The 24925-nt window shown below is 62.7% G+C and carries 20 protein-coding genes; 11 read left to right on the forward strand and 9 right to left on the reverse strand.

The window, feature by feature from the left end:
- Window positions 1–12: 12 nt before the first annotated feature.
- Window positions 13–1209 carry a glycoside hydrolase family 71/99 protein gene (locus CO675_RS04085; RefSeq protein ID WP_097670687.1) on the reverse strand — a complete coding sequence of 399 codons (1197 nt, stop codon included), beginning with the start codon at window positions 1207–1209 and terminating at the stop codon, window positions 13–15.
- A 226-nt stretch (window positions 1210–1435) separates the two neighbouring features.
- Here CO675_RS04085 and CO675_RS04090 point away from each other — a divergent pair, with 226 nt between their 5' ends.
- Entirely contained in the window at window positions 1436–2680 is a 1245-nt protein-coding gene (locus CO675_RS04090; protein ID WP_097670688.1) for a glycosyltransferase family 92 protein, read from the forward strand.
- Window positions 2681–2796: 116 nt separating this feature from the next.
- On the opposite strand, the gene CO675_RS04095 is transcribed toward CO675_RS04090, so the two are convergent.
- From CO675_RS04095 to rfbA, 3 genes are all read right to left on the reverse strand, one after another.
- Window positions 2797–3363, reverse strand: coding sequence for a hypothetical protein (locus CO675_RS04095; protein WP_245452619.1), 567 nt, complete (start codon window positions 3361–3363; stop codon window positions 2797–2799).
- A gap of 166 nt (window positions 3364–3529) precedes the next feature.
- Window positions 3530–4597, reverse strand: coding sequence for a dTDP-glucose 4,6-dehydratase (rfbB, locus tag CO675_RS04100; protein ID WP_097670689.1), 1068 nt, complete (start codon window positions 4595–4597; stop codon window positions 3530–3532).
- Window positions 4587–5498: a glucose-1-phosphate thymidylyltransferase RfbA gene (rfbA, locus tag CO675_RS04105; RefSeq protein WP_097670690.1), complete on the reverse strand. Its 912-nt coding sequence runs from the start codon at window positions 5496–5498 to the stop codon at window positions 4587–4589. Before rfbA ends, rfbB begins: the two co-directional genes overlap by 11 nt.
- 109 nt (window positions 5499–5607) lie before the next feature.
- On the opposite strand from rfbA, the gene rfbC reads away from it, so the two are divergent.
- Both rfbC and rfbD read left to right on the forward strand, forming a co-directional pair.
- On the forward strand, window positions 5608–6162 hold the full coding sequence (gene rfbC / locus CO675_RS04110; RefSeq protein WP_097670691.1) for a dTDP-4-dehydrorhamnose 3,5-epimerase: 555 nt from the start codon (window positions 5608–5610) through the stop codon (window positions 6160–6162).
- On the forward strand, window positions 6162–7073 hold the full coding sequence (gene rfbD / locus CO675_RS04115) for a dTDP-4-dehydrorhamnose reductase (protein ID WP_097670692.1): 912 nt from the start codon (window positions 6162–6164) through the stop codon (window positions 7071–7073). Before rfbC ends, rfbD begins: the two co-directional genes overlap by 1 nt.
- Window positions 7074–7210: 137 nt before the next feature.
- On the opposite strand, the gene CO675_RS04120 is transcribed toward rfbD, so the two are convergent.
- Entirely contained in the window at window positions 7211–8518 is a 1308-nt protein-coding gene (locus CO675_RS04120; RefSeq protein ID WP_097670693.1) for a UDP-glucose dehydrogenase family protein, read from the reverse strand.
- 395 nt (window positions 8519–8913) lie between these two features.
- On the opposite strand from CO675_RS04120, the gene CO675_RS04125 reads away from it, so the two are divergent.
- Window positions 8914–11085, forward strand: coding sequence for a glycosyltransferase family 2 protein (locus CO675_RS04125; RefSeq protein WP_245452620.1), 2172 nt, complete (start codon window positions 8914–8916; stop codon window positions 11083–11085).
- On the opposite strand, the gene CO675_RS04130 is transcribed toward CO675_RS04125, so the two are convergent.
- Both CO675_RS04130 and CO675_RS04135 read right to left on the reverse strand, forming a co-directional pair.
- Window positions 11026–13578 (reverse strand): glycosyltransferase, encoded by a 2553-nt coding sequence (locus CO675_RS04130; RefSeq protein WP_143278869.1) that lies wholly within the window; start codon window positions 13576–13578, stop codon window positions 11026–11028. The genes CO675_RS04125 and CO675_RS04130 overlap by 60 nt on opposite strands.
- A 25-nt stretch (window positions 13579–13603) precedes the next feature.
- Window positions 13604–14539: a hypothetical protein gene (locus CO675_RS04135; protein ID WP_245452621.1), complete on the reverse strand. Its 936-nt coding sequence runs from the start codon at window positions 14537–14539 to the stop codon at window positions 13604–13606.
- 197 nt (window positions 14540–14736) lie between these two features.
- Between CO675_RS04135 and CO675_RS04140 the strand changes: the two genes are divergently transcribed.
- From CO675_RS04140 to galE, 3 genes are all read left to right on the forward strand, one after another.
- Window positions 14737–15972 carry a glycosyltransferase family 4 protein gene (locus CO675_RS04140; protein ID WP_097670919.1) on the forward strand — a complete coding sequence of 412 codons (1236 nt, stop codon included), beginning with the start codon at window positions 14737–14739 and terminating at the stop codon, window positions 15970–15972.
- Between the two features lie 15 nt (window positions 15973–15987).
- Complete coding sequence (locus CO675_RS04145; protein WP_097670696.1) at window positions 15988–16650, forward strand: nucleotide-binding protein; 663 nt, start codon at window positions 15988–15990, stop codon at window positions 16648–16650.
- Window positions 16651–16876: 226 nt separating this feature from the next.
- Window positions 16877–17872 carry a UDP-glucose 4-epimerase GalE gene (gene galE, locus CO675_RS04150; RefSeq protein ID WP_097670697.1) on the forward strand — a complete coding sequence of 332 codons (996 nt, stop codon included), beginning with the start codon at window positions 16877–16879 and terminating at the stop codon, window positions 17870–17872.
- Window positions 17873–17961: 89 nt separating this feature from the next.
- Here galE and CO675_RS04155 read toward each other — a convergent pair whose 3' ends face one another.
- A complete protein-coding gene (locus tag CO675_RS04155) occupies window positions 17962–18345 on the reverse strand; it encodes a VanZ family protein (protein WP_245452622.1) in 384 nt (127 codons plus the stop codon).
- A 346-nt stretch (window positions 18346–18691) separates the two neighbouring features.
- Here CO675_RS04155 and CO675_RS04160 point away from each other — a divergent pair, with 346 nt between their 5' ends.
- From CO675_RS04160 to CO675_RS39755, 3 genes are all read left to right on the forward strand, one after another.
- Window positions 18692–19354, forward strand: a complete 663-nt coding sequence (locus CO675_RS04160; RefSeq protein WP_021082021.1) for a response regulator transcription factor — start codon at window positions 18692–18694, stop codon at window positions 19352–19354.
- Window positions 19355–19569: 215 nt separating this feature from the next.
- Window positions 19570–20946, forward strand: a complete 1377-nt coding sequence (locus tag CO675_RS04165; protein ID WP_097670698.1) for an ATP-binding protein — start codon at window positions 19570–19572, stop codon at window positions 20944–20946.
- A gap of 897 nt (window positions 20947–21843) precedes the next feature.
- Entirely contained in the window at window positions 21844–22026 is a 183-nt protein-coding gene (locus CO675_RS39755; protein WP_143278870.1) for a hypothetical protein, read from the forward strand.
- A gap of 977 nt (window positions 22027–23003) precedes the next feature.
- Here the strand turns inward: CO675_RS39755 and CO675_RS40380 are convergent.
- Complete coding sequence (locus CO675_RS40380) at window positions 23004–23156, reverse strand: zinc finger domain-containing protein (RefSeq protein ID WP_158231178.1); 153 nt, start codon at window positions 23154–23156, stop codon at window positions 23004–23006.
- A gap of 615 nt (window positions 23157–23771) precedes the next feature.
- On the opposite strand from CO675_RS40380, the gene CO675_RS40865 reads away from it, so the two are divergent.
- Window positions 23772–23942, forward strand: a complete 171-nt coding sequence (locus CO675_RS40865) for a hypothetical protein (protein ID WP_198964470.1) — start codon at window positions 23772–23774, stop codon at window positions 23940–23942.
- Window positions 23943–24925 lie beyond the last annotated feature (983 nt).

The following is a 24925-nucleotide window of genomic DNA, read 5'->3' on the forward strand; positions in this document are numbered from 1 at the left end:
TCTGAAGCTGGCCTAGCAGAGGTTTTTCGACGCCGTCTTTGCGGTCGTCTTGAGAACTTCGCGCAGCGCTTCCAGGCGATCGGTCTGGCAGGGCACGGTGGGGACCAGCCAGCCACCTTCGTCATTTTCGTTCCAGGCATAGATCAGCACCGCGGGGGCCCGGCGATCGGGCGCACGGCTGTTCACCCAGCTGATCGATTGCGCCAGATGGCCGGCCAATTCCTTCTTGGTCGGCGCGGTATAGAAATTGGTGACGCCATCGCCGGGACGCTGCGACTTTTCCCAGGGCACCGGACGTTCGATGCGCGGGCGGCGGTCCCATCCGGTCATCACCGTGGGCACGACCGGGACCTGGCTCGCGGAAAGATCGTTCCAGCCCTTCTCCGCATACTTTGCGAGGTCAGCAAAGCTGCCGCGGCCGTTGCCGGTCGTGATCGCATATGACCCGACCGCGTCGGCGCCCAGATTGGCGGCCTCCTGGCTCAGGAATTTCGCGTCTCCTGCCAGCACGATGTAGGGGTCGCCAAGCCCGGCGCCGTTGGCGTCGGATTTGAACTTGCTCAGCTGGGCGCGCAGACCCTGCACGCCGCCCCAGCTCCGCTGCACGTCCGCCCCCTTGATGAAGCCGAGGAAGTACAGCGGCCGGTCGTTTTCCACCCTCAGATAATTCTTGTCCGCCATCAGGCCGATATGTTCCCGGGGCAGCGAGGACAGCTTGGCTGCCGATCCCCATCGCCCGAGCTCGGTGAACATGCAATATCTCAGCTCGGCTGCCTTTGGCCGCGCTCTGAACGTGTACAGAGCCTTCGACATCGGGTGGTTTGCGCCGTAGGCGGCGAATGCCCAATAGTCCAGTCCTGCGAAGATGGCCTGATCGATCTCCTTGTCCATCTCGGCCTCGATCGAAGCCGAGAAATCGAGTGCGTTGGGATCGCGGTTCATCTGCGTTCCGAAGAAGGGCGTCCGCCAACGATATTTTTCCGGGCCGAGCGATTGTTTCATGGCCTCCGTCGGCTGCGAGCCCGGCGAATACCAGGCGTCCCATCGGATCGCTCCGACCAGCGGCCGGGAAGCCGCCGCGGCGGCCGCAGGATGGCCGGAACCCAGCAAGCTGAGCGAGCCGGGCAGCAGGCTTGCGGATAACGATGTCAGGAACATCCGTCTTGTAAGCGCGAACGGCTTACGGACTGCTGCATTCCCATTGTCCATTGGCGACCTCCGATCGTTCCCGTCGCGTGCGACGGTTTCGTGCAAATGACAGCGAGCCCTCTGCGTCTACTGTATTGATTTTCCTCGAAATAACCTTACAACAGTTAAATGTGAGTGCTACGTGTTATAGCCTTATTCTTGTAGGATAAGTGCGCTAATAGGGAATTCGTGGTGCGAACCAATGGTAATTGCTTGTTGATCTCGTGGGGAGCGGCTCAGGTTGGACATGGAAATTCCTGCATTGTCTAGTTTCAGCTCAGGCGTGAATCTCGATGCGCTTCCAGCAAGTGAGATCGAGACGAGGCTTCGAGATTTCTTTTCCGGGCGGATCGCAAATCCGAAGCCCGACGACCTCATCCAATCGGTCGAGCAGTTGGAGCAGCAATACGGCCACTACAAGGAATTCCAGTTTGCAAAGGCGGCAGCGCTTGTGCAGGCATGTGATTTCGCTGGAGCGCGCGCAATCCTTCTCGACCTCGTCAAGCAGCTGCCATCCGACTCGCGGGTGTTGCATCGCCTTGCGATCGCGGATCTCAACATGGGCTCGGCCCACGAAGCGCAGGATGTTTATCTTTCCGCGCTCGCTGCGGCCCCGAAAAGCGAAAACCTGCGGCGAGAGTTTGCCGGCCTCCTGCGCGTGATGGAGGCGAAGAAGCTCTATGTCGGGGTCGATCGGAAGAAGCACGGCCTGGCCGTCGTGTGCGCCATCAAGAACGAGGGCGACGACCTCTTGGAATGGCTGCACTTTCACAGACTGGTCGGAGTCGACCACTTCTACCTCTACGACAACGGCAGCACCGACAACACGCGCGACGTGATCGAAGCCTTCCCGTGGCCCGAAATGATCACCTATCATTTCGTGGAGGGAGAATTCGGCCAGATGCGCGCGTTCTCTCATGCGATCGACAGCTATCGCAATTGCTCGGAATGGTGCGCCTTCATCGATGCCGATGAGTACCTGTTTCCAACGAAGGCCGGCAACATCAAGGACGTCCTGGCGGAGGTCGGATCAGCGCCGGCGGTGGCGGTGCATTGGCTGAACTTCGGATCGAACGGCCACGACGCGAGGCCGGCCGGCCTGTGCATCGAGTCCTTCACGCGCCGCGCGCCGGACGACTTTCCGGATCATTTCATCATGAAGTCGATCATTCGGCCGGACACCATCGTGTCGTACCTGCATCCCCATCAATCGCTCGTTCTGGGCTGCTACGTCGCCGAAGACGGCACGCCTGTTTTCCCGATCGGCGGCCGCTGCACGGCTCCCAAGCGGGACAAGCTGGTCATCAATCACTACTACACCAAGTCGCGGCAGCAATTGCTGAAGAAGCGTGAGCGTGGCAGGCCGCTCGCCGACGGAGATCCTGAGAAGATCCGCGCGATGGAGTTCTTCACGTTGCGAGATCGCAACGATATCGAAGACGCGACGATCCAGCGGTTTCTGCCGGACCTGAAGAAGCTGGTCCAAGGCTAAAATCCACGGCTGAATCCGGGGGAAAAACAAGAAGGGCGCGCCAATTGGCGCGCCCTTTGTTTCGTGCGCTGAACTGATCGTCGACCGTAGCGGCCGGCTACAGAGGCTCTGGTCGGCTATAGCGGCTCCAGGCGGTATTTCGCGAGCAGGGCCTGTGCGGCATCGACGTCGATCCTTGGCGGCCTTTGGAAGACGGACATGTTGTTGGCCCGTGCGATTTCCCGCGCGACCGTCCGCACCGAATGGTAGTGGGGACGGTTCTCGAAGTCGTGAATTGCGATGAAAGCGCCTGGCGCTGCGTGCAGCACACACTGCACGAAGCAAGCCACGCGAAACCGGCCGTCGACGAAATACAAGTCCGCCGTCTTGCTTTCGGGACGCTCCCAGATGCGTTCGTGATAATCGGGCCAGGAGCTCTCTTTCTCCTTCTCCACCGGGTAGCCCCACTCGCGCAGCTTGCCGATATCGACGTGCAGCAGCAGCGGCTGGGTGCTCGCATCGCGCGTGGCGTCGGCGACCTTGGAGAGCCATTCCGACGAGGAATCGATCGAGATGACCCAGTCCTTTTTTTTCTGGCAGGCGAGCCAGGTGCTGCCGCCCGACCCGAATTCCAGGTAGCGGGTCGAGAGATCCACGAAGCTTTTGAACAACGTCTGTTCCTGACCGTCCATTGCGATATTCATGGCGGGATCCCTTGGTTTCTCGATTGGTTGTCTGGCCGGCGGTTGCCAATCCACCGTCGGAAGGCGGTCGCGGCTCGTCAAGCCGCGATGAGATCCGGTTGAAGCCTCATCGCGCTTGCCGGCTTCATGTTCGCTGTCCACGCCGACGGCTTGGAGAGAGCGACGATTACTGGTTCAGCCCGACGCGCTCCACCTTGTAGCCGCGCTCCAGGATCGCGCGCCACCAGGGTTGCTCGTCGACATACCAGCGCACCGTCTTGGCGATGCCGGTCTCGAAATTCTCCTCGGCGCGCCAGCCGAGCTCGGTTTCGAGCTTGGTGGCGTCGATGGCGTAGCGGCGGTCGTGGCCGGGGCGGTCGGCGACGAAATTGATCAGCTGGCGCCGCGGCCCATCCGCAGCCGGCATCACCTCGTCGAGCAGGTCGCAGATGCTTTCCACGACGTGCAGGTTGGTGCGCTCGTTGCGGCCGCCGACATTGTAGGTCTCGCCGACCTCGCCACGCTCCAGCACCAAGGTCAGTGCCTTGGCGTGATCCTCGACGAACAGCCAGTCGCGGACGTTCTGGCCGTCGCCATAGACCGGCAGGGGCTCGCCGGCGAGCCCCTTGATGATCATGTGCGGGATCAGCTTTTCCGGGAAATGATAGGGGCCGTAATTGTTGGAGCAGTTGGTCACCAGGGTCGGCAACTCATAGGTCTCGCGCCAGGCGCGCACCAGATGATCTGACGACGCCTTGCTGGCCGAATAGGGCGAGTTCGGCGCATAGGCCGTGGTCTCGGTGAACAGGCCTTCGTCGCCGAGCGACCCGAACACCTCGTCGGTCGAGATGTGCAGGAAGCGGAACTGGTCGCGCTTCTCGGGCGAGAGCGTACGCCAGTGGCGCAGCGTCTCCTGCAGGATCGTGAAGGTGCCGACGATGTTGGTCTGGATGAATTCGCCGGGGCCGTCGATCGAGCGGTCGACATGGCTTTCCGCCGCGAGATTCATCACCGCATCGGGCTGATACTTCTCGAACAGCCGGCGCAGCACTTGTGCCTCGCAGATGCAGGCCTTTTCGAAGGTGTAATTCAGGCTCTCGGTCGAGCCGGGCAGGGAGGCCAGGTTCGCCGCATAGGTCAGCTTGTCGATGTTGACGACGCGGGCGTGAGTATCTCGCAGCAGGTGCCGGACCACGGCGGAGCCGATGAAACCCGCGCCGCCGGTGACGAAAATCGTCGATCCCTTAAACCGCATGTTTGAATACCTCGGCTGGGCGGGGCTGACCCTGGAACGAGCGGTAGACCGACAGCAGGTACTCGCCGTAGCTGCTCTTGGCGGTCTTCTGCGCCACCCGCGCGAAGGCTTCGAGCGAGATGTAGCCCTGGCGCAGCGCAATCTCCTCGGGGCAGGCGATGCGCAGGCCCTGGCGCTGCTCCAGGATCTGGACGAAATGGCTGGCCTCGACCAGCGAGGAATGGGTGCCGGTGTCGAGCCAGGCGAAGCCGCGGCCGAGCACCTCGACATAGAGATCGCCGCGCTCGAGATAGGCCTTGTTGACGTCGGTGATCTCGATCTCGCCGCGCGGCGACGGCTTGATGCGGGCAGCGATATCGACCACGTCATTGTCGTAGAAGTAGAGGCCGGTGACGGCGACATTGGACTTCGGCCGCTTCGGCTTCTCCTCGATCGACAGCGCCCGTCCGGTGCCATCCAGCTCGATCACGCCGTACTGTTCGGGCGCGTTGACGACGTAGCCGAACACGGTGGCGCCCTTCTTGCGGATCGAGGCGGCCGACAGCATGCTGGGCAGGCCGTGGCCGTAGAAAATGTTATCGCCTAACACAAGGGCGACGGAGTCATCACCGATGAACTCGCGTCCGACGATGAAGGCGTCGGCGAGGCCCCGCGGGGTCTCCTGCGTGGCATAGGCGAACCGGACGCCCATCTCGCTGCCGTCGCCGAGCAGGCGCTGGAACAGCGGCTTGTCCTGCGGCGTGGAGATGATCAGGATATCGCGGATTCCGCCGAGCATCAGCGTCGACAGCGGATAGTAGATCATCGGCTTGTCGAAGACGGGCAGTAGCTGCTTGGAGACGACGGTGGTCACGGGGTAGAGGCGCGAGCCGGTGCCACCGGCAAGGATAATGCCTTTCATGGTCCCTCACAATTTGATTATCAGAACATAACATATAGCGTGCGCTGCACAAGTTTGTTATGAGGGGGAAATTAACATTTCGGGCGCGTCAAACTGGAACAAATGTTAAATGAACGTCATCAAGACCGAGCTTCCTGAAGTTCTCATCGTCGAGCCGAAGCTGTTCGGCGACCAGCGCGGCTTCTTCCTCGAGACCTACCAGTCGCCCCGTTATGTGGAGCACGGCATCACGCGCCCCTTCGTGCAGGACAACATGTCCCGCTCGGCCTACGGCGTGCTGCGCGGGCTGCATCTGCAAAACCCGCTCACCCAGGGCAAGCTCGTGACCGTGCTGCGCGGCAAGGTGCTGGACGTTGCCGTCGACGTGCGGGTCGGCAGCCCGAACTTCGGCAGGCATGTCGCGGTGGAATTGAGCGAGGACAACCGCCGTCAGCTATGGGTGCCGCGCGGCTTTGCCCACGGCTTCGTGGTGCTCTCGGAAACCGCCGACTTCTTCTACAAATGCGATGACTTCTACAGCCCCAAGGACGAGCTCTCGATCCGGTGGAACGATCCGGCGATCGGGATCAAATGGGGCGTCGACAAGCCACAGCTGTCGGCCAAGGATACGGATGCGCCGCTGCTCGCCGACGCCAGCAATCTCCCGACCTATGGACAAATCTGATGCGGATTCTTTTGACGGGAACGCGCGGCCAGGTCGGCAGTGCGCTGAAGCCTCTGCTGGAAGGCCACGGCACCATCATCGCGCCGCCGACCGCGGAGTTCGATCTCGCGAAGCCGGAGATGTTGACGGGCGAGCTCGAGAGACTGAAGCCCGATCTCATCATTAATCCCGCGGCCTATACGGCCGTCGATCGTGCCGAGGACGAGCGCGACCTGGCGTTCCTGGTCAACGCCAGGGGACCCGAGGTGCTGGCGAAATGGGCGGCGGCAAACCGTGTGCCGCTGGTGCATTTCTCCACGGACTACGTTTTCAACGGTTCAGGCGACCGGTCGTGGCGCGAGGACAGCCCGACCGAACCATTGTCGGCCTACGGCGCGAGCAAGCTTGCCGGCGATCTCGCTATCCAGGCGGCCGGCGGAGCGCATCTGATCGCGCGCACCTCCTGGGTCTATGGCGCGACGGGCACGAATTTCCTGCGAACCATCGCGCGGCTCGCCGGCGAGCGTAAGGAGCTGCGGATCGTGGCCGATCAAATCGGCGCGCCGACGACGGCACAGGCGATCGCGAGCGCGGTCGCCGGCATCGTCCTGCCGAACATCACCACGCTGCACGATCAGCTCGCGCGCAGGGGCGGTGTCGTCAATCTCGTTTGCGCCGGCGAAACCAGCTGGCACGGCTTTGCGACCGCCATTGTCGGCGGGCTGAGGTCGCGTGGCGTCACGCTCGCCGTCGACAACATCGTGCCGATCGCAACAGTCGATTTCCCCACCAAGGCGGTACGTCCGGGCAATTCACGGCTGGATCTGACGCGGCTCAAGACGCAGTTCGGGGTCGCGATGCCGACGTGGCAGGAAGCGCTCGCACGCGAGCTGGACGCCTATGTCCAACTCGGCGCGCCCGCCCACGCCTAGAGCTCAAAGTGCGGAACGGGTTTCCTGCGGCAAATGCCAGGCGTTTGCGCTGAGTTGATCGTAAGACAACAAGCAAAAAGCGCGATGAGGATTCAACCTCACCGCGCTTTGGGATTAGGCGCCGCCGGCGCGGCCGCTTAGCGCGGCCGGCCGATGCTGTCGTAGGTGAAGCCGTGCGCGGCCATCTCGTCCGGACGGTAGATGTTGCGCAGGTCGACGACGACCGGATGCTTCATTTCCTGCTTGATGCGCTTCAGATCGAGTGCGCGGAACTGGCGCCATTCGGTCACGATGACAAGCGCATCCGCCTGACGGGCGCATTCATAGGCGTCCTTGCTGTACTCGATCTCGGGCAGTTCCTTGCGGGCCTGCTCCATGCCGATCGGATCGTAGGCGCGTACCTTGGCGCCGAAGTCGATCAGGCCGTTGATCAGCGGGATCGACGGTGCCTCGCGCATGTCGTCGGTATCGGGTTTGAAGGTCAGGCCGAGCACGCCGATCGTCTTGCCGCGCAGCTCTCCGCCGAGCACGTTGGCGACCTTGCGCGCCATCGCGCGCTTGCGGTTGTCGTTCGCCGTCAGCGTGGCTTCGACGATCTTCAGCTGGACGTCGTGATCGAGCGCCGTCTTGAACAAGGCGCGGGTATCCTTCGGGAAGCACGAGCCGCCATAGCCTGCGCCGGCATGCAGGAACTTGGTTCCGATCCGGTTGTCGAGCCCGATGCCGCGCGCGACCTCCTGCACGTTCGCTCCGACCTTCTCGGAGAGATCGGCGATCTCGTTGATGAAGGTGATCTTGGTGGCGAGGAAGGCATTTGCAGCGTATTTGATCAATTCCGCCGTGCGTCGTGCGGTATAGAGGATCGGCGCCTGGTTCAAATAGAGCGGGCGATAGACTTCGCCCATCACCCTCTTGGCCCGATCGTCCTCGGTGCCGACGACGATCCGGTCGGGATGGCGAAAATCCTGGATCGCGGCGCCTTCGCGCAGGAATTCGGGGTTCGAAGCAACCGCGAAATCGGCGTCGGGGCGGGTCTCACGGATCAGGCGTTCGACCTCGTCGCCGGTGCCGACGGGCACGGTCGACTTCGTCACCACCACGGTGAACTTCTTCAGTGCTGCGCCGATCTCCTTGGCGGCAGCATAGACGTAGCTCAGATCCGCATGGCCATCGCCGCGCCGCGATGGTGTTCCCACCGCGATGAAGACGGCATCGGCGTCGCCGACGGCGCCCGCGAGCTCCGTCGTGAAGGTCAGCCGTCCGGCGGCGGCGTTGGTCTCGACGAGCTTATCGAGGTCGGTTTCGTAGATCGGGATCTTGCCGCGCTTCAGGGCTTCGATCTTGCCGGCGTCCTTGTCGACACAAACGACCTGATGGCCGAAATCGGCAAAACACGCTCCGGACACGAGACCTACATATCCCGTTCCAACCATTGCAATCTTCATGAATCCGCTCGTCGATCAGTGTGGAGAGGAGGAGTTAGCACTAGCACAATTGGCGCCGATAACGCCAAGTTTTATAATGTATCGTTTGTGTTGGAGCTCGGCGGCTTTTTGTGCAAACGGTGATTGCCTCAGTGCAGTTGAGTGCTCGCTAATCACCTTGGGCGCGCCATGGACACATTCTCAACTTGAAATCGACCGACAATCGAGCCGCCGTTTGAGGGGTGGACATGAGCACGAAGACGATTGGCAAGCAGAGGCCCTCAGGAGCTGAATACGCGTCGTTGCGAACGCAATTCTCCAGATACGATCGCACAACGTTTTCTGGATTTGTCTATGACCGCGCCGATCCGACCCGACGCTACGCCGTCGAACTGCTGGTCGACGGCGAGCCATACATGTCATCATTGTGTGACGAGTTTGTAACAGAGCTTGCCGATGCCGGAATCGGCGATGGTCGATTTGGTTTTACCTTCAACGTGCAGGACGAGGTCAGCTCGAACGCTGCGATCATCGAGGCAAGACTGGCAAATATCGGCAGTCCCGTCGGTGCTCCGATTCGCTGCGATGTCGCTGCACCGGAAGCGCAGTGGCACCGAATCGGCGAGATCAAATGGGCCGGAGGCTTGCGCTTCGAGGGCTGGCTCTCGCAGGACATCGACGAAGACATCGAGATCCTGATCGCGCAACGGCCGGTGATGACCGTGAAGCCGACCGGGTGGACCAATGTCGCGCGGGGCAGTGAGTTCGGCGTCGGTCGCCGGATTGATTTTCATCTGCCCGAGCATTTTGCCGACGGTCGCGTGCGCGGGCTGTCCGCGCGGACCATTTCGGGACGGAGCCTGATCTCCGAGCCGGTCGCATTCGTCGCTTTCGAGCGCGGCCTGGAGCAGACCATCGCGGACCTCGGACGCTGGGATAGCGAACGGCTGCGCGGGCAATTGTTCGATCAGCTCCTGCCGGCCTCGGTGCCGTTTCACGCCTACCGCAGCTGGAAGGAGCGCTTCTCGCCGACAGCACCGTCCGATGTTCTGTCCGAGGCCGCAGTCGTTCTGATCGGCGAGGCCAGGGTGGACGAGAGCATCGAGAGCCTGGAGGCCCAGCGGCACGCGGCGTGGTCGGCGGTGTGCCTGCCGGCGCGCGGGTTCAGTCAGTTCGATCCCGGCGCTGCGCGCGAGTTCGTCGACGGCGATGCCGCCAGCAGCGCGTTCTTCGTGTTCTGCCTGAGCGGCACGATCCTTGCGGAAGATGCCTTGCAGCGCTTCGCCGATGTGTTCGCGTCCGAGCCCGGCTGCGATCTCGTCTATGGCGATGTCGAGGTCACGGCCGGCGCCGGCGCGGTCTGGCCGCTGCTGTTCTCGGCATTCGATCTCGAGCGTGCGTTCGAGCAGGGCTATGGCGCGTATTGCTTTGCGGTGCGCCGGGAGCGTGCCGTGGAAGCGCTGCGATCGGCGGCGTCGCTCTACGACATCTTCATTGGCTGCGTGGAGCGCGAGCGAACCTATCATCTGCCGGGATCGGTTGCGGCGTTGCCGCGGATCGATGCGCCCGCCGCAACTGGCGAGCTGGTCGCCGCCAGCAAAGCGTATTTCGCCAGGACTGGCGTCGAGGCGAATGTCGAGCCGCGGAAAGCAGGGCTTCTTCCAGCCGTGCGGATCAAGCGCGCGGTCGATTGGAACGAGCGGACCACCATCATCATTCCGACCAGAAACCGCGCCGAACTGCTCAAGCGCTGCATCGAGACGGTCCTGCCTGCCGCACATGAGACCAACGCCCGGATTCTCGTCGTCGACAACAGCTCGAGCGAGCCGGAAGCGCTGGACTATCTCGAGGGTCTCTCAGCGGACGAGATCGACGTCATTTCGGTCGAGGGTCCCTTCAACTTCGCAGCCATCAACAACGCCGCGGTCGATTGCGTCGACACGGAGAATATCTGCTTCCTCAACAACGACATCCAGGCGCTCGACGACGGCTGGCTGGCGGAGATGCTGTGGCGGCTGTCCGCGCCCGATGTCGGAGCCGTCGGCGCAAAGCTGCTCTGGCCGAGCAGCGTCGTGCAGCATGGCGGGGTGGTGCTGGGGGCCAATTTCTCCGCCGCGCACGCCTTCAACGATCGGATGGATGGTGATCCCGGCTACGGCGATCTGCTCCAGGTGGCGCACGAATGTTCGGCGGTGACGGCCGCGTGCCTCTTGATGCGCAAGCGCGATTTCGTCGCCGTCGGCGGCATGGACGAGATCCGCTTTCCGATCAGTTTCAACGATATCGATCTGTGCCTGAAGCTGCGCCAGCTCGGAAAGCGGATCGTATTCACGCCGGACGCGAAACTCATTCATTTGGAATCGGCGAGCCGGGGCCGCGATTCCGCACCGGACCGCAAGGCCCGCTTCGGGCGCGAACTGGCGATGCTGCGCGCGAAGTGGGGCGAGGTGCTGCTCGATGATCCCTATTACAGCCCGCTGCTGGGGCTGGATTCGACGCCGTTCTCGTCGTTGGCATGGCCGCCGCGGTCATGGAAGCCGCGCGCCAACCTCAAGCCGGTGCCGACTGATCCTCCGATCGGGATGTAGCTGTACGTCCTCGACCACCCAGTCGAGGACGGCGGCAACCACATCATTGGCATCAAAACCTGGCTGCAGTTTTAGATCGGTCTTGCGGCCACGTCCTGGTGTTGCCGGAAGCCATTCCGTCGCAGCGGCCGGCAATCCGCTCGCCAGCAGCGCATCGACCAGCGGATGCCCGAATGCCGGTTCGCCGATGTCGAGAACCAGTTTCGTGATGCCGTGACCTTCGATGAGCGTGGCGACGTCGTCGACGGCGATGTCGCCGGTGACCATCACATTGGCCCGCTGCATCAGCTTGAGATCGTCGAGGGTGGCGCCGAGCACGATGATCTCGGCGTCTGCGTTGGCGTCGGCGATTTGGTCGCTGAGCGCTCTGACGAAGCGGAATTCCGCCGCGCTGCCGTGCAGGGCAAGCACGCCGAGGCGCGCCGGGCCGCTCATGGCAGGATGCCGCGCCGGCCGCGCCGGCGGGGTGCTCGGCCTGACCACTTCCAGGCCGAGAACCGACACCGCAAAGGCTGCCCCGTCGCCGATCGCAATCACGCCTCGGGCGCCTTCGACGAGACTGGTCCAGTCCGGATGGAGGCCCGATCCAATCGCGGCGCGCGCGGCAAGGCTGGTGTCGGTGATCAGCAGCTCGTAGGCGAAGTGTTGCGTGAGCTGCGCGAGACATGCGCCGGGGATGCGGCTCGGTTCCGCGATCTCGAGCGAGCGCACCTGGAGATCGGCCAGAAGCTTCAGAAGGGCGTCGCGACCCTCGGGCGCCGCAACGTCGAGCGCGATCGATTGCGGGGCGCCGCCATCCGGCGCGAAGATCGCGGCGAGCTGGCGTCGTCCCTCGGCGCGGAAGTGCACGATCAGACCGCGCCTGTCGTCCGCCGCGAGCTGCCGGCACCGCCTGATCGCAATCTCGCGGCCAACGGCGGAACTGCAGAGGATGATTTGCGGGCCGGCGGCGCGCGGTTCGTTGCACAGCAGCTTGAGCTCGAGCGCCGCGCGGCAATCGCGCAGCGGATCGGCAAGCAGGAACGCCGCGCACTCCGTCGCATAGCGCCGGTAACGGTGCTCGAGCACGCGAAGATTGCGCAGCACCAGCGAACGCTTCTCGCCCAGAAACGAGCGCGAACCTTCGTGTCCGACAAAGACCGACGGGATGCACACATTGCGGAAGCCGGCCTCCGCGGCGCGCAGGCAGAAGTCGACGTCTTCAAGATAGCCGCGATAGAAGTCGTCGGAGAGCGCATGCACGGCGTCGAGGCATTCGCGGGTGATGTAGAGGCAGAACCCGATGCCGTTGGGAATGTCGATCGCCATTCCGGAATTTGCCGCGCCGGCAAGCTCGTCCAGCAATTCCAGCTCATTGGGCGAGGGCAGGGGATTCAACCGGTTCGGGATGGGAAAGCTGGTATATTCGCCGTTGTTCGAGAGCGGGGTCGCCGTGCCCACGCCCGGCGTCGCTTGCACGGCGCTCCGCAAGCGTTGCAGCGCGTGCTTCGGCACCGTCGCATCCGAGTTCAGCAGCACGACGTCGCCGCTATCGGTCTCGGCGAGCGCCCGGTTGACCGCGCCGACAAAGCCGAGATTGTGCGCGTTGGTCAGCAGCCGGATGCGCTGCCCGGACGCCAGCTCGCCGAGCAGGCGCTTGATGTCGGGCTCGGGCGAGGCATCATCGACGGCGACGATGGTCGCACCCGGCGTGCAGGCGACGGCCGTCAATGCGCTCTCGATGCAGGCACGCGTCGCGTCCAGATCCCGGTAGACCGGGATGATGATGGTAAGCGAGGGAGTTTCGCCGTTTCGGGCGGGAGGTCGCCGCTGCGGCGCGTCGCGGCGATCCGGTGCGCGGTTGGCCGGCAGTTGGATGCTCGCGACGACGCGGCCCGCCTGCGCGATCTCGAGGCGTTGCGAGGTCGCGGACGCCGGCCGCATCAGACGGAAGCTCGCGGCGCGTCGCCCATTGAGCGCAAACCTGTGACGGGGATCGGCGGGAAGCTGGACCGTGCTGGATTGATCCGCCTGCGCCAGCGAAAGGCGCGGGTCATCGGCGCCTCGCCACGTCACCCATCCCTTCACCTCCTCATCGAGGAAGTCGATACGGGCGCAGTTGTCCTGACCGCTCTGCTCGAGCAGCAGGAGCGCGCTCCGGACGGAATCCGGATCGTCATCGCGCCGCGCGACGCTTCGTGCGGCTTCGATCTGCGCTAGGCCGTCGCCCCAAGCCATCATTCGCCGCGCGGCGGCTAGATCGTCCGGTTCGAGTTCGCGCGCTTTGGCGACGCTGGCGACCGCCGCATCCATGAGATCGAGGCGAAACAGCGCTTCGGCGCGCAGCAGGTAGGCGCGGGCGCCCGGATGCGGCAGGATCCGGCAACGGCGATCGGCGAGCGCGAATGCGCGACGAAAATCACGAGCCTCAAGCGCCCCGACAGCGGCCCGCTCGAGATCGACGTGGTGGAGCGTTCTGGAGGTAAAGGCGATCCTGCGCGCGTCGGCGGTCAAATGTCGCCCTTGTCTGCCCGCATGGTCAGCCCGCCGTCTTGACGGCGTTCTGCCGGCTCCGGAACACGCGTACCCGTCCATCGAGGCGCGGTGCCTCCTGACGCGGAATGACTGGGGTGGGCTCAGCGCGCGTCGGCTGCCGGGGCGCGAGCGGCGCTGCCTGCACCCGGTGCTCTTCGAGACTGAGCTTGAGGCCCACCAGGGGTTCCCGGCCTGACGGGCCCGACACCTCGATCCGGTTCCCGGTGACGCGCAAGGCGGGAGCCCCGAGGAAGATGGTTTCGGCCGCGATGGCGTAGCGATCCGCGCCGGGGCCGGTGGCTTCCAGCGAGAACCCCGTGATGGCCAGCGCGCGCCCCCGGGTTCCGGCAAAGGTTCCCAGCGGAACGAACTGGTTGTCGCCGCGCTGCGGCCGGGCGAACTTGACCGCGTATTGCAGGTTGAGATCGCGCGGCTTGTTCGGCCATTCGAGCGAAATTCCCTCGATACGGGCCGGCGCGGCCGGCCCTGCGATCCATGTATTCGGGCCGACCGTCACGTCACCCAGACCCGCGACATGCGCGAGCAGCTTGAGGGCGTTCAGTTCCTCGGGGCCGGTCTCGGGCTCGTAGGTGTCGAACGGCTGGCCGGCCGGCTGACCGATCGGCTGCACGGCCGGTTGGCCCTGGGTCAGCGGTTCGATCTTGATGTTGGCGGCGGTCGAGCCGCCGGCGCGCCCCGCCGTGACCTCGACGATCAGGCGGCTTGGCCGGGCCACCGACACGACCAGCGCGGTCTCGGGCGCAAACAGGGTTCCATTGGCCGCATCGGGTCCGGTAATAATGTTACAATTGTTAAGACTGGCGCGATCGGCGTAGACGCGCACCACCGGAGGTGATGTCTTGTCTTCCGCGCCATTGTAGCGAACCAGGAAAAGACCCCGTGCCAGGTCAATGGTTTTCTGCTGAATCTGTTCGTTCATGGTCGCCTGCGAGCCTAACGGAATGGATCGATATATCTCTCACACAGTGTGCCCCAAAAATTGGTGTGATAGAAGGGGGCTTAATGTTAATCCGGTGAGATAGTTCGCACGTGCATATCGAAGACACCCTGCCGGTCATGATCTCGAATCTGACCCCAATCGACGACCGCGCGGCCGGGGGGCGCGCCCGCCCGCCAATGAACGTCCTCTTCGTCCACAACAACTTTCCAGCCCAGTACCGCCACATTGCGCGTGCGCTCGCGGAGCGGCCAGGAAACAAGGTCGTTGCGGTCGGTTCATCGACCGCGAGCACGACGCGGGATATCCGGCTGCTGAAATATTCGACGACCAAGTCGGACTCCGCGATGGTGCATCCCTTTGCCCGCCGCTTCGACGTCGAGGCGCGGCGTGCCGAGGAGGTCCTGTACGCGCTGTCGTCGCTGTCGGGGCAGGGCTTCGTGCCCGACCTGATCTTCGCGCATCCCGGTTGGGGGGAGACGCTGCCGCTGCGCACGATGTTTCCGAAAGCGCGGATCATCCTCTATTGCGAATTCTACTACGGCGCCGAAGGCCGGGACGTCGGCTTCGATCCCGAGTTTCCAATGACGGGCCTCGACGGCAATGTCGCGCTCCATCTGAAGAACGCGACGACGCTGCTGGCGCTCACCGAATGCGATTCCGGCGTTTCGCCGACGCCATGGCAGCGGTCGACCTTTCCCCGCGAGTTTCAAGGCAAGATCGACGTCATCCACGAGGGCGTCGACACCGACGAGGTCAAGCCCAATCCGGTCGCCAGGTTTCAGCTGCCGAACGGCGCGACGCTGTCGGCGGACGACGAGGTGATCACCTACGTCTCGCGCAATCTGGAGCCGGTGCGCGGATTCCATGTCTTCATGCGATCGCTGCCGAGGATATTGGCTGCGCGGCCGAATGCGCAGGTGGTGATCGTCGGCGGCAGCGGAACGTCCTACGGCGCCAATCCGCCCAAGGGCTCGAGCTGGAAGTCGATGTTCCTGGACGAGATCAGGTCGGACATCGACCTGCGCCGCGTGCATATCCTCGGCCGGATTCCCCGGGACCAGTATCTCGCGCTGCTGCAGATCTCCTCGGTGCACGTCTATCTGACCTATCCCTTCGTGCTGTCATGGTCGCTGCTCGAGGCCATGAGTGCCGGATGTGCGGTGGTGGCATCCGACACCGCCCCGCTTCGCGATATCATCTCGGACGGCAACGGCCTGCTGGCGCCGTTCTTCGATATTGATGCGCTGTCCGATCAGGTCGTCTCGGTGCTGTCACGGCCGAAAGCCTTCAAGAAGATGCGGATGAAGGCGAGGAGCTTCGTGCGAGACAATTACGACGCAAAGCGGGTCTGTCTGCCCCGGATGCTGACGCTCGTCGATGAAGGTGTCCTCCCGCGCACGTACGGCGGATAACGCCAGGAGCTAGCGATGCCGCTTGTCATCTCGGTTGCCCAGCGCAAGGGCGGGGTCGGAAAGACGACTCTCGCGGTCCTGCTGGCTGCAGAACTGGATCGGCGTACGGGCCTGGTGGGACTGGTCGACGCCGACTCGCAGGCGTCCGCCTGCCATTGGGCCGAGCCCGGCAATTTGTCGTTTCCCGTCTACCAGCTAGATCCGGAAACCCGCCCCGTGGCCGAATGGGCCAAGCTGATGCGCCAGATTCCGCATCAGATCATCGTCGTGGATTCCGCGCCCAACGACCGGGTGCTGGGCGCCGTGCTCGCGGTCGCCAATATCGTGCTGATGCCGTGTACGCCGTCGGGCCTCGACATCGAGGCCACCGCGCGGACGATCGACATCGTCCGGGAAGTGCGTGCAGCGCGGCGAACCGCGCTCCGCGCCATGATCGTGCCGAACCGCGTCGACCAGCGCACACTCGAAGGCCAGCAACTGATCGAGGAGCTGGATACGCTCGACGAAGAGATCGGGCCGATGATCGGAAGCCGCTCGGCCTATGTTCGCGCCGTCGCGCTGGGACAATCGGTCGCCGATTTCGCCAGCGGTACGCCGGCCGATCTCGAGATCAAGACGCTCGCCGATCTCGTCATGAGCTGGTGCGGGATCGCACCGAGGCAGCGCGTGACGGTCTAGATTGGCAAGGCGATCCGGCCGCTTCGATCCGTCGACCTGCACGTGCGTTATCACTCGCCAGCCGAAAGGCTTGCCGGTGCGCGAACCTCGCTTGGTTAACGGAGTGCTCGCGCAGTCTTAACGCTGTTCTCATCGTCGTTTTGCTGCGCCGGACGGAATGTCGTACCCATGCGATCATTGCGTTCGTTGAGGCGCGGGATCGGTCCGCGCAGGGGCGGCATTTTCAATGGCGAGCAGGGGTTCGATCCTCATCACGGGCGGCGCGGGATACATCGGATCCCATTGCGCCAAGGCGGTCGCCGAGGCCGGGTTTGTTCCGGTCGTCTATGACAACCTGTCCACCGGCCATCGCAATTTCGTGCAATGGGGACCGCTCGTGACCGGCGACGTCGCCGATCACGACAGGATCGCCGCCACCATCCGCGAGCACAATGCGCTTGCCGTGATGCACTTCGCCGCGTTCAGCGCGGTCGGCGAGTCCGTCGCGGATCCGCAGAAATACTACACCAACAATGTTGACGGCACGCTCGGCCTGCTGCGCGGCATGCGCGAGGCGGGCTGCGACCGCCTGGTGTTTTCCTCCACCGGCGCGGTCTACGGCAATGCCGGACGCGATCCCATTCCCGAGAGCGCCGCAGGGCCGACCGTCAATCCCTACGGCCGCTCCAAGTTCATGATCGAGCAGATCCTCGCTGACTATCGCGCCGCCTATCAGTTCAAATCGGTCTGCCTGCGTTATTTCAACGCCTGCGGCGCCGATGCCTCCGGCACCATCGGCGAGCTTCGCGATCCCGAGACGCATTTGATTCCGCGCGCGCTGATGGCGCTGCTGGGGCACGTGCCGGATTTCGCGATCTTCGGCGAAGACTATGAGACGCCCGACGGCACCGCGGTGCGCGACTACATCCATGTCGACGATCTCGCCGCCGCCCATATCGCGGCGCTCGAATTGCTGTTGAAGGGGAGCGCCGGCGGCGTGTTCAACCTCGGCACCGGCACTGGCTATTCGGTGCGCGAGGTGCTCGACGCGATCCGCGCCGAGACCGGTGAAGCGGTGCCGAGCGTGGTGCGCGAACGCAGGGCCGGCGATCCGCCGATCCTGGTCGCCGATCCCTCGAAATCGGAGAGCGGCCTCGGCTTCAAGGCGAGCCGGTCGGATCTCGGCCACATCATCCGCTCGGCCTGGGCGTGGCACCAGAAGGCGCATCCGCGCCGGCGATAGGGCATGATCCGGAAGCGCGCGAGGCGGTTGTCCGTCGCGGCAAACGCGGAACACGTTTGCGCGGAGATCGTGCCCAAAATGCCGGAAGGCTAAGCCGCGTCCGCGCCCGACCCCAGCCGGCCGAACTGGCTGCGCAGCATAAGCAGGATGAGGTGACCCGCGCCGATGCCGGCAAAACCTCCCGCCACCTTGACCATCGCGTCGAGCAGTCGGCCGTGACGGTCCGGTGTCAGCAATTGCATTGCTTCGAGTGTGAACGAGCTGAAGACGACAAAGAGCATGATCAGCGCGGTACGCCGCGGGTAACCCAGCACAAAGGCCATTGCCATCACTGCAAACGCGGCGAAGCGCTCGGTCTGAGGATGGAAGAACGACGGACGATCCTGGATCGGCGACAGCGTCACGAAGGCGATAAAGGCAAGCGCAAGCCAGCCCGCAATCACACCGAACCTCCGTATCTTCGAAATTTGCAACAAAGTATTCCCGGTCCTGTACCGCAGACGACCCCCGGCTGGATTAGCGCATCACTGGTGTCAGCGACATGGAAATGGTCGCCGAAGGTTAACTTAAGCGCCGACTGTGACAGACCCGGCGCGTCGTCCTGTTGCCAAATGATAGGTATCAAAATACCTAATGCTGAAACTCAATTCCACTTGGTGCGCATCTCCCAGCGGGAACCCATCGCGCTTGCGCGGGTTCCCGGGATGGTGCACCTGACGAAAAAATAAGGTTTCGCCTGCGGCTCCATTCATAGGCCGTTCACGGCCGGAAGCCTCATTTGATGCCGGAATATCGCAATGCTCACTCTCGGAGGCTAAAGTGCGTCTGCTCGTCGTTGAGGATGACCCGGATCTGAACCGCCAGCTCACCACCGCGCTCACGGACGCCGGCTATGTGGTCGATCGCGCGTTCGACGGCGAGGAGGGGCATTTCCTCGGCGACAGCGAGCCCTACGACGCGGTGGTGCTGGATATCGGCCTGCCGAAGATGGACGGTATCTCGGTGCTCGAGGCCTGGCGCCGGAACAAGCGGGTGATGCCGGTGCTGATTCTCACCGCGCGCGACCGCTGGAGCGACAAGGTTCAGGGGTTCGATGCCGGTGCCGACGACTATGTCGCAAAGCCCTTCCATCTGGAGGAGGTGCTGGCGCGGATCCGCGCGCTGCTGCGCCGCGCGACCGGGCATGCCCAGGTCGAGCTGGTCTGCGGGCCGGTGGCGCTCAACACCCGCACCAAGCGGGTCACCGTCAACGGCAACCCGATCAAGCTGACCTCGCACGAGTACAATCTGCTCGATTATCTGATGCACCATACCGGGCGGGTGGTCTCGCGCACCGAGCTGGTCGAGCATCTCTACGACCAGGACTTCGACCGCGACTCCAACACCATCGAGGTGTTCGTCGGCCGCATCCGCAAGAAGCTGGAAGTCGATATCATCCAGACTGTTCGGGGCCTCGGCTACATGCTGTCCGCGCCGACCTAAACCATTTTCGAGCGAAGTGGCTGCCGGTTCGCTCGCGTGAAGAAAATGCGACTAAACAAAAGGATGCGAGCATATCCTGTTCAATCGGATCATGCTCTTGAAGCGCTTGATCGGCGGACACGGGCATTGGCATGATCCGCGCCGGGAGAACTGGATTCGCCGATGTTTGAATCCCCGATGTCTGCTGCCGCTGACACGCTGTTCGAGCCGCTCTGATGGGCGGCAGCTCGCTTGCGACCCGCCTGTTCGTCTCGGCGACCGCCTGGGTGGTGGTGATCCTGGCGATCACCGGCGTCATCCTGTCGTCGGTCTATCGCGACGCCACCGAGCGCGCCTTTGACCGGCGGCTCAATCTCTATCTGCGCACCCTGATCGCCGAGGTGGCGACGCCGGATGAGCCGGCAGACCGCCAGTTCCAGTCGCTCGGCGAGCCGCTGTTCGACCTGCCGCTGTCGGGCTGGTACTGGCAGATCACCCGCACCGACACCGAGAAGGGCGAGACCCGCGCCTCGCGCTCGCTGTGGGACAAGAAGCTGCCCAAGCTCGAGGAGCACGGCGCCGAGCTGACCGCCGCCGGCGTCCGCCTCGGTTATGTCGATGGACCGGAAGGCCAGAGCCTGCGCGTCGTCGAGCGGCCGGTCGATCTCGGCGCCGACGGCAAGTTCCTGGTCAGCGTCGCCGGCGATGCCACCGAGATCTTCGATGAGACGCGCAGCTTCGACTATTACCTCGGCGGCACCTTCGCCGCCCTCGGCATCGTGCTGCTGCTGACCACGATCTTCCAGGTGCGCTACGGCCTCGCGCCGCTCAAGCGCATTTCGGATTCGATTGCCGATATCCGCTCCGGCCGCGCCGAGCGGCTGGAGGGCCGGTTTCCGGTCGAGATCGCCCCGTTGGCGCGCGAGACCAACGCGCTGATCGATGCCAACCGGGAGATCGTCGAGCGCTCGCGCACCCATGTCGGCAATCTCGCCCATGCGATCAAGACGCCGCTGTCGGTGATCGTGAACGAAGCCGGCGCGCATGCCGGCGATCCCTTCGCCAGCAAGGTGCTGGAGCAGGCCGACGTGATGCGTGACCAGGTCGCGCACCACCTCGAGCGCGCGCGGATCGCCGCCCGGGCCACCATCGTCAGCACCATTACCGACGTCGCCCCTGTGATCGAGGCGCTGCGCCGGACCATGGAGAAGATCCATCGCGATCGCGATCTTTCGATCGAGGCGAAGGCCGATCCGGCGGCGCGGTTTCGCGGCGAACGGCAGGACCTCGAGGAGATGGTCGGAAATCTCGTCGACAACGCCTGCAAATGGGCGGCGTCTCAGGTGTTCATCGAGGTCAGCGTGGTCCCGCCGGAGGCGTCGGGCGCGGGTCCGAGGCTCCGCATCGTGGTCGACGACGACGGGCGCGGCCTGTCGGAGGCCGAGCGCGCCCAGGTGTCGCGGCGCGGCCAGCGGCTCGACGAATCGAAACCCGGTTCGGGGCTCGGCCTCTCGATCGTGACCGATCTCGCCGGCCTCTATGGCGGCAAGCTCGCCCTCAATGACGCGCCGATCGGCGGACTGCGGGCCGAGCTTACGCTGCCGGCGGTGTAGCGGCATGATGGAGTTCGGTTGCATGCGGTCGCGAAGGCGGTGCACTCCCGCTCCCGCTTGCACGTGCTGTCCGCATTTGAGCCCTCGTGCGGTACGCCATCTGTTCTTGTCCATGATCTGACGCTGGCCTGTTTCCGTCCCCAGTGGCCTGCTTTGATTTTTGGAGTGGCCTAGTTTGCCATTAGCCCCGTCGGAACCATGGGCTAGCCGTTGTTCTCGGTAGAACGACCGAGCGGGCTATTCACTGTTCTGAGCACATAGATTTGGATATGCCTCCATCCGTTCCTGATCCACAGAACACATGGATTATCGGGGGTTTCTCCGTGGGTGAACAGAGTTCCTAAGAATCGCAACCCGCCGATGTCCCTTTGGAACTGAACGCCGATCATCTGCATATTAAGATTCGTGGAACTCACGCCCAACGGTTAGGACCCGTAAGACGAGGTAGGTGTCATGAAGCGACGACGCCGCCGGGCCGTTCAGATTACCCCCCTTGAAGAACGCCTCACCCTGGAAGCCCGAGAGCTGCGCCAGCGAGCTAAAAAACTTCCCCCATGTCGAGAGCGGGAAGCATTGCTGAGAAAGGCCCGGCACAACGAGACCACCGCTCATTTAGCCGAGTGGCTAATGTCTCCCGGGCCACGCGCTCCAATTTAGGAGCACGACGGTGTCAACAAGCCCATATGAATTCGACGGCGTCGAGACCGCCTTTGTTTGCACAGCGGCTGTATCGTTTGTGGCGCTGATCGCTAGCGTGGTTTGGCTCTTTCTCGGATGAACGCTGGTTCCAGGTCGTTTTCTGAAAAACGTTCCATGCCATTTGAGGATTCTGCCCGTCGCTCTAGGAACTAGTGTTCACTTTGTAACTTATGAGTCCACCCTCCGTGAAAGTGGACAATGAGCAATTTACTGGATGCCGGTGCTGGCGAGCAAAAGCCGCAGCCCATAAATTTTCATGCCTGCCACAGCTGCGGCGGAGCGACATTTGCGATGTCGATCCTCGATAGCCGCGAGGGCAAGACCTACAGCCTCAGAAGGTGCTTGAGCTGCGAGAAACTGACTTGGTATGAGGATAAGTGAGGCCCGCCTCGGTTGAGCAGCCCCCGTTCCGGCCCCTCAATTCCTCTGGGGCGCCAATAATTCCGCGAGTTGCGACAATAGGCCTGAAATAAACAACTCGCTATTCGCCTCAGATAGGCACACAGTAAATCCATCACCGCCCGAACCCGTGGCTTATATCGGTGACGAGAACGCCCGATAGCGCTCCCGCCTTCCTCTAACGGAATGGCGTCATGTCCATGAAGCGACATCTCATACACACTCAATCACTTGAACAACGTCTTGCCATCCACGCAGAACGGCTCCGCAAGGAGGCGCGAGGAACTCCTCCAGGCATCGAGCGTCAAATCCTAATCCGCAAGGCTCGTCTGGCTGAAACCGGCTCACAGTTAAGCGAATGGCTGCAGTCGCCGGGGTTACGAGCGCCGACATGAGGGGCCGATACCATTCCCATGTGCAAAGCGGCGCGCGCAGGATAGTCAATTTTCGTAGACGGTGGGCAATTAAGAGCGATACGGCAATCAAAGCGGTCCTGAATTACTTCTGGAGCAGACAAACCGACAGAAGCTCCGCAGCCATACAGAAGGACAGGCTCCGTAAGTAAAGAGGTGATCGCGTTCGAAAAGTGCAGTATCCGGGATTTTGTTAGTTCCCTCTCGGGCTGGAAGGCTATGCCGCCTGTAAGATTTTCAAACGGGCGGCATAGCTTTGTTTAGGCCGCCTCGATTGGCGGCCTCTCTCGCCGCAAGGCCTCCCGGCCTTCCGTGGTTCTCCGTGGGTGAATCAAGCGCGGCGTAAGGATGCTGTCAGCTAGAAATGTTTAGATACATCGATACTTTTCAGCCTCGGCATGCACCGTGCTGAGGCCGTCTTTTTGACGGTTGCAGCAAAATGGATCCATCAAGCCGGCAATTCTGGACCTATCAGTTGACAGGCTATGCTGTGATAGCTCTCAGCGTCGCGGCTATCATCGCGATCGTTCTCGCATAGAAGCCGCCTCAGTTGGCGTTGTCCCTGACCTTGCCTTTACCTTCGCAGGCCGCGCATTTGACCGGATAGATTCTGTGACCTGGTTGGGCCGCCTGCGCAATCGACTGGACGCCCGTTCCATTGCAGGCCGGGCAGATACGCTCTTTGATCTTCGGCTGCATGTTTGAGCCCTTCTGGCCGCTTCAGTTGGACGAATCGAAAGGGGCCGCTCCGCGCGCGGCCCCCGCCGGGAAAGTTTCGAAATCTGCTCGGGATGAAAATCTAAGGCTCGGCAAGACTTACGTTAGAGTTTTCAACAGACCTTTAGGATTCCGATAAACTACGGTGTTTCGCTATCGGAACATGTTCTCCATCCACGGAGGAGAAGTGTCACCGGAGTTCTCCGCGGGGTGATTGGCGGCCTCTTCGTCAGATCATGCTGGCAAGACACGCAAGTCGCTTTTGATACTGCTCGGCGGACCTTTAGAGTGGCCTATTTCGCATCTACGAATGGCCTAAAGAATAAGTCCCAGCGCCCCGGGGAAGGTTGGCGCTGGGACTGATGGCGGCGGCAGACTTTGGGGGCAGGATCGCGCCGTCGCCAATTGCCTAATTTTCCCGGGCATCAAGCGTTCCTAATCGGTGGCCGGTTTCGATTTGACGAGTGGCCTATTTCGGCCAGGACCCCTGATCTAGATCAAAGGATCTAGATCCAACCCGGGGTTCTCCGTGGGTGAACGGAGTTCCAGAAGTCGTATTTTGCGTGCAATCATCCCCCGATTTTCGGGAGACTGCCCATGAAGGACATGCAGGCGCACTTGGAGAAGCTTCGTGTCGAGGCGGAAGAGTGCGAACTAATCAGCAGGCTGGCGACCAATAAGGCCAAGAAAGAACTGTTCGCCAAGTTGGCCGCACATCATCGGACGCTAGCCGATGAAGTCGAGCGGACCATGAAGGAAGTCCGATAGGAACTTTGCGTTTCCGTGTGGATTTACAGCCCCGTTCCCGTAAGGAACTGAGCGAGGAAAAAGGTCACATGGGCCAAATTCGACGTCGGGTCAGGCACACCAATTCACTTGAAGCGCGCCTTGTTGAGAGAGCCAGAGAGCTACGCGAACAGGCCGCAGCGCTCGCCCCGGGGATCGAGAGAGAAGCGCTCCTGAAGCTCGCCCGGCAAGCTGAGGCCGGCGCCGGCATGACCGAATGGCTGCGCGCTGGGCTTCAATCATCCGCGACCTGAAAGCTCTTTGCCGACGTCACCATCAATCACCACGCCGCTGCTGTCAGCCTTTACGTGGCTACAATCTTTGCCGGCTGCATGAGGCGCTTCGGAAACGGCCCCAGCGCCGGGGAAACGCTGAGGCCGTGTCCAGGTGCTGTCCGTCTTGAGCACCGGGACCACGCGACAACGGAACGTGACGGGGGCCGTTCCTAACCGTGAAAAAAGAAGCAGCCCCAGCGAGGGGGCGCAAGCCGGGACCGAGTTTACATACGTCATCCGACGTAGCCGGCGGGGACGCCGGACATAAACCAACCGCCAGCCGACACGCCTCGTTCTTGTGGCGCGCAAAGAAACGGCCCCAGCACCCTTGGAGGTAATGCCGGAGCCGTTCTTTATTCCCATTCTCACGCCGAACCGCCGGTTGTCGATAATTGACGGCCCTTCTGGGCTTGTAATTTGATCTTAATGAAAACGCCCTGCCCAGTCCCGAAAGGATCGAATCAGCGGGCTGTTCCAGAAATCACCTGTGTGAATCGAAGGTAAATAAATTCCGCTTTTTCCCGGGTGTTTGACAAGTGTCCTGGTTCCTCGGAGGCGATGAGAGCTCGCGGACAATCTTCGCAGACATCGTATCCGATTTGCCGCACGGGCACGGCGCAGCCTTTTGTGCGCCGCCGCCGTTATTATTCCTAAACGCGTTCTTAACGCGCCGACCTCTATCATCGCGGG

Origin of the sequence: Bradyrhizobium sp. C9, from assembly GCF_002532045.1 — a bacterium.
Classification (GTDB): domain Bacteria; phylum Pseudomonadota; class Alphaproteobacteria; order Rhizobiales; family Xanthobacteraceae; genus Bradyrhizobium.

Coding starts and splice junctions, on each gene's coding strand:
- CO675_RS04145 (WP_097670696.1), top strand. CDS start 15,988: ATGCCGCTTGTCATCTCGGTTGCCCAGCGCAAGGGCGGGGTCGGAAAG.
- rfbD (WP_097670692.1), top strand. CDS start 6,162: ATGCGGATTCTTTTGACGGGAACGCGCGGCCAGGTCGGCAGTGCGCTG.
- CO675_RS04085 (WP_097670687.1), bottom strand. CDS start 1,209: ATGGACAATGGGAATGCAGCAGTCCGTAAGCCGTTCGCGCTTACAAGA.
- CO675_RS39755 (WP_143278870.1), top strand. CDS start 21,844: ATGAGCAATTTACTGGATGCCGGTGCTGGCGAGCAAAAGCCGCAGCCC.
- rfbC (WP_097670691.1), top strand. CDS start 5,608: ATGAACGTCATCAAGACCGAGCTTCCTGAAGTTCTCATCGTCGAGCCG.
- CO675_RS04095 (WP_245452619.1), bottom strand. CDS start 3,363: ATGAATATCGCAATGGACGGTCAGGAACAGACGTTGTTCAAAAGCTTC.
- CO675_RS04140 (WP_097670919.1), top strand. CDS start 14,737: ATGAACGTCCTCTTCGTCCACAACAACTTTCCAGCCCAGTACCGCCAC.
- CO675_RS04090 (WP_097670688.1), top strand. CDS start 1,436: ATGGAAATTCCTGCATTGTCTAGTTTCAGCTCAGGCGTGAATCTCGAT.
- CO675_RS04135 (WP_245452621.1), bottom strand. CDS start 14,539: ATGAACGAACAGATTCAGCAGAAAACCATTGACCTGGCACGGGGTCTT.
- CO675_RS04125 (WP_245452620.1), top strand. CDS start 8,914: ATGTCATCATTGTGTGACGAGTTTGTAACAGAGCTTGCCGATGCCGGA.
- CO675_RS40380 (WP_158231178.1), bottom strand. CDS start 23,156: ATGCAGCCGAAGATCAAAGAGCGTATCTGCCCGGCCTGCAATGGAACG.
- CO675_RS04165 (WP_097670698.1), top strand. CDS start 19,570: ATGGGCGGCAGCTCGCTTGCGACCCGCCTGTTCGTCTCGGCGACCGCC.
- CO675_RS40865 (WP_198964470.1), top strand. CDS start 23,772: ATGAAGGACATGCAGGCGCACTTGGAGAAGCTTCGTGTCGAGGCGGAA.
- galE (WP_097670697.1), top strand. CDS start 16,877: ATGGCGAGCAGGGGTTCGATCCTCATCACGGGCGGCGCGGGATACATC.
- rfbA (WP_097670690.1), bottom strand. CDS start 5,498: ATGAAAGGCATTATCCTTGCCGGTGGCACCGGCTCGCGCCTCTACCCC.
- rfbB (WP_097670689.1), bottom strand. CDS start 4,597: ATGCGGTTTAAGGGATCGACGATTTTCGTCACCGGCGGCGCGGGTTTC.
- CO675_RS04120 (WP_097670693.1), bottom strand. CDS start 8,518: ATGAAGATTGCAATGGTTGGAACGGGATATGTAGGTCTCGTGTCCGGA.